The sequence below is a fragment of the Chloroflexota bacterium genome (assembly GCA_026389585.1).
Taxonomy (GTDB): domain Bacteria; phylum Chloroflexota; class Dehalococcoidia; order UBA2247; family RBG-13-53-26; genus JAPLHP01.
The window spans coordinates 1-2,729 of record JAPLHP010000027.1 but is presented as its reverse complement, the minus strand read 5'-3'; the positions used below and the strand labels follow the sequence as shown (position 1 = coordinate 2,729).

Here is a 2,729-nt window from a genome sequence, read left to right as displayed (position 1 = left end):
ACTATTGGGAAACACGGGAATGAAAAAGCCATCGGGAAATATGTTAAAGAGCAAGGACGTGCATCTCAATATGTTCAGATTCACAAAGACCAACTAAGGTTACTGTGATACCCCGACGCTTGCGTCGGGGAGAATGTCATTTCTGAGCGCAGCGAAGAATCTCGATTGCAGGAACGGTTGTAGGGACAGAGCTAAAGCTCTGTCCGAAACTAAATAATCAGCATAGCATCGCCAAAACTATAGAAACGGTAGCGCAGCCCCATGGCTTCCTGGTAGGCACGATCAATGATTTCTTTGCCGGCAAACGCAGATACCAGCATCAGCAATGTTGAGCGGGGGAGATGGAAGTTGGTAATCAGACCATCTACTATCCGGAACCGATGTCCCGGCAATATGAAGAGAGTCGCCCAGCCTTGAAAAGGCTGCAATCCCTCAGCTTCTCCATTTGCTGTGGCAGCCTGTTCCAGCAGCCTGACTGTGGTTGTGCCGACGCAGATGATGCGGTGGCCCCTTGCTTTGGCCTGGATGAGCTTTCCGGCTGCTTCCTCAGTCAATTCCCCATATTCCCTGTGTATCTGGTGGTGCTGAGGCTCTTCCTCTCGAACCGGACGAAACGAGTCCAGTCCTACGTGAAGCGTAACGAAAGCAAGCTCAACACCCTTCTCCCTGAGATGCTGGAGTAGATCCGGGGTGAAATGCAGGCCCGCAGTAGGTGCAGCAACGCTTCCCTTTGCCCTGGCATAGATCGTCTGGTAGCGCTCAGGGTCGCCCGAGTAATTATGAATATAGGGCGGCAGAGGAATCTCCCCCAGTTCTTCCAGAATGGCTTCATCAGTGAAACGAATGGTACGCATCCCCTCTTGGCCTCTTTCCAGTATCTGTACTGAGGCGGAGTTCGTTCCGGGTTTATTCACGCCAATAATCTCTACCTTCTCTCCCACGCCAACTCTATTGGAGGGTTTGACCAGTGCTTCCCAAAGGCCAGCCTCCAAACGACGAAGAAGGAGAATCTCTACCATTCCCCCAGATTGACGCTGTCCCCTGAGACGGGCAGGGATAACCCTGCTGTCGTTCAGCACCAGAACATCGCCCGGGTTGAGGTGATCGACGATCTCGAAGAATTGGCGATGCTCGATGGAGCTACTGCTTCTGTGAAGGACCATCAGGCGAGAGTGATCGCGCGGTTCCACCGGGGTCTGGGCAATGAGTTCAGGGGGAAGGTGGTAATCGAAATCGCTGGTTCTCATTTGGTCATTTATCTCTTACTGCAAGCCCCCACCTGGATTCCGCCTTCTTAGGAAGGCCGTGGGAATGGGATTAACGCAAAGCAACCGCATACCTAATCACGAGAGATTGCCGCGTCGCCTTCGGCTCCTCGCAATGACAGTGGGATTGCCTCGGTACCTTGTGCCTCGCAATGACAGTGGGATTGCCTCGGTACCTTGTGCCTCGCAACGACAGTGAAGTTGCCAGCATCCCGAACCTTTTAAGGCCGTACCTGCATCTGGGCAGCCCGGACAGTATTCACCATGAGCATAGTCACTGTCATTGGGCCTACCCCTCCCGGCACCGGCGTAATGGCCTTGGCTTTCTCTTTGATAGCATCGAAATCCGTGTCCCCCACAAGCCGGAAGCCGCTCTTTTTACCGGGATCCGGGATGCGGTTCACACCGACATCGATAACCACGGCACCTTCCTTGACCATGTCTGCCGTGATTGCCTTTGGGCTCCCCATGGCCGCCACCACAATGTCCCCTTGTCTGACTACGGCAGCAAGATCTCTGGTACCAGTGTGACACATTGTTACAGTAGCATTGGCCCCATCCCTCTTCTGTATCAGGATTGCCATGAGCGGTTTACCCACAAGATTGCTCCGACCGCAGATAACCACATGTTTCCCTTCAGGACTATTGCCGCTGCGAACCAGCAGTTGCTGGACCCCATGGGCTGTGCACGGTATCAGGCAGGATTCGCCAATAAGCAGTTCCCCTACATTGACCGGATGAAGGCCATCGACATCCTTTTGTGGGTTGATGGCATATAATACCCTGTTTGAATCGATATGCCTGGGCAGGGGGAGTTGGACCAGTATCCCATGGAACCCGGGGTTCTTGTTCAATCCCTCTATCTTTGCCAGCAGCTCCTTTTCCCCCGTGTTTTCAGAAAATACCAGCGTCTCTGAATAGATGCCAAGTTCCTCACAGGCCTTGCTCTTGCCGGAGACATAGGACACCGAAGCCGGGTCTTCTCCAACTCTGACTATAACCAGCCCGGGAGTTGTTCCTTTCTTAATGAGGCCCCTTATCCTATCCTTCAGCTCCTCGCGGATCTCCTCAGCGATTTTGGCACCACTTATCAACTGCGCCGGCATTTTGGGTCACCTCCTCTTCCTTGTCTCATGTTCAAGGCGAAACCAATCATGGGTATCATGGATGGCAAATGATTGGTGGCTTGAATTCGGCCATGTAAAGTGGCATCAACAGTACCTGGATCGTGAGTGCAGGTAATAAGGAATGCTTCAATCACTTTCTTCCCAAGCAGTGCCAAATTATATCATGAATGGCGAAGCACGCACATCTGCGGCCGGGTCGTGTCAACTCATTTAAGAAGGTAACCCAACGGTGGCCTGTTGAATCATGAAAGATGTCACCATACGGGGGTCCAGCTTTCTGTGGGGATCAACTCCTGATGTCCGGTTTTTGGTTTCGTAGGCTTGGAGGAGGCTGTTG

The 2,729-nt window shown here is 52.7% G+C and carries 2 protein-coding genes; both read right to left on the bottom strand.

The window, feature by feature from the left end:
• Positions 1-209 precede the first annotated feature (209 nt).
• Positions 210-1,247, bottom strand: a complete 1,038-nt coding sequence (queA, locus tag NTZ04_02190) for a tRNA preQ1(34) S-adenosylmethionine ribosyltransferase-isomerase QueA (protein MCX5991132.1) — start codon at positions 1,245-1,247, stop codon at positions 210-212.
• 239 nt (positions 1,248-1,486) lie between these two features.
• Positions 1,487-2,371 (bottom strand): bifunctional 5,10-methylene-tetrahydrofolate dehydrogenase/5,10-methylene-tetrahydrofolate cyclohydrolase, encoded by an 885-nt coding sequence (locus NTZ04_02185; GenBank protein ID MCX5991131.1) that lies wholly within the window; start codon positions 2,369-2,371, stop codon positions 1,487-1,489.
• Between the last annotated feature and the right edge of the window lie 358 nt (positions 2,372-2,729).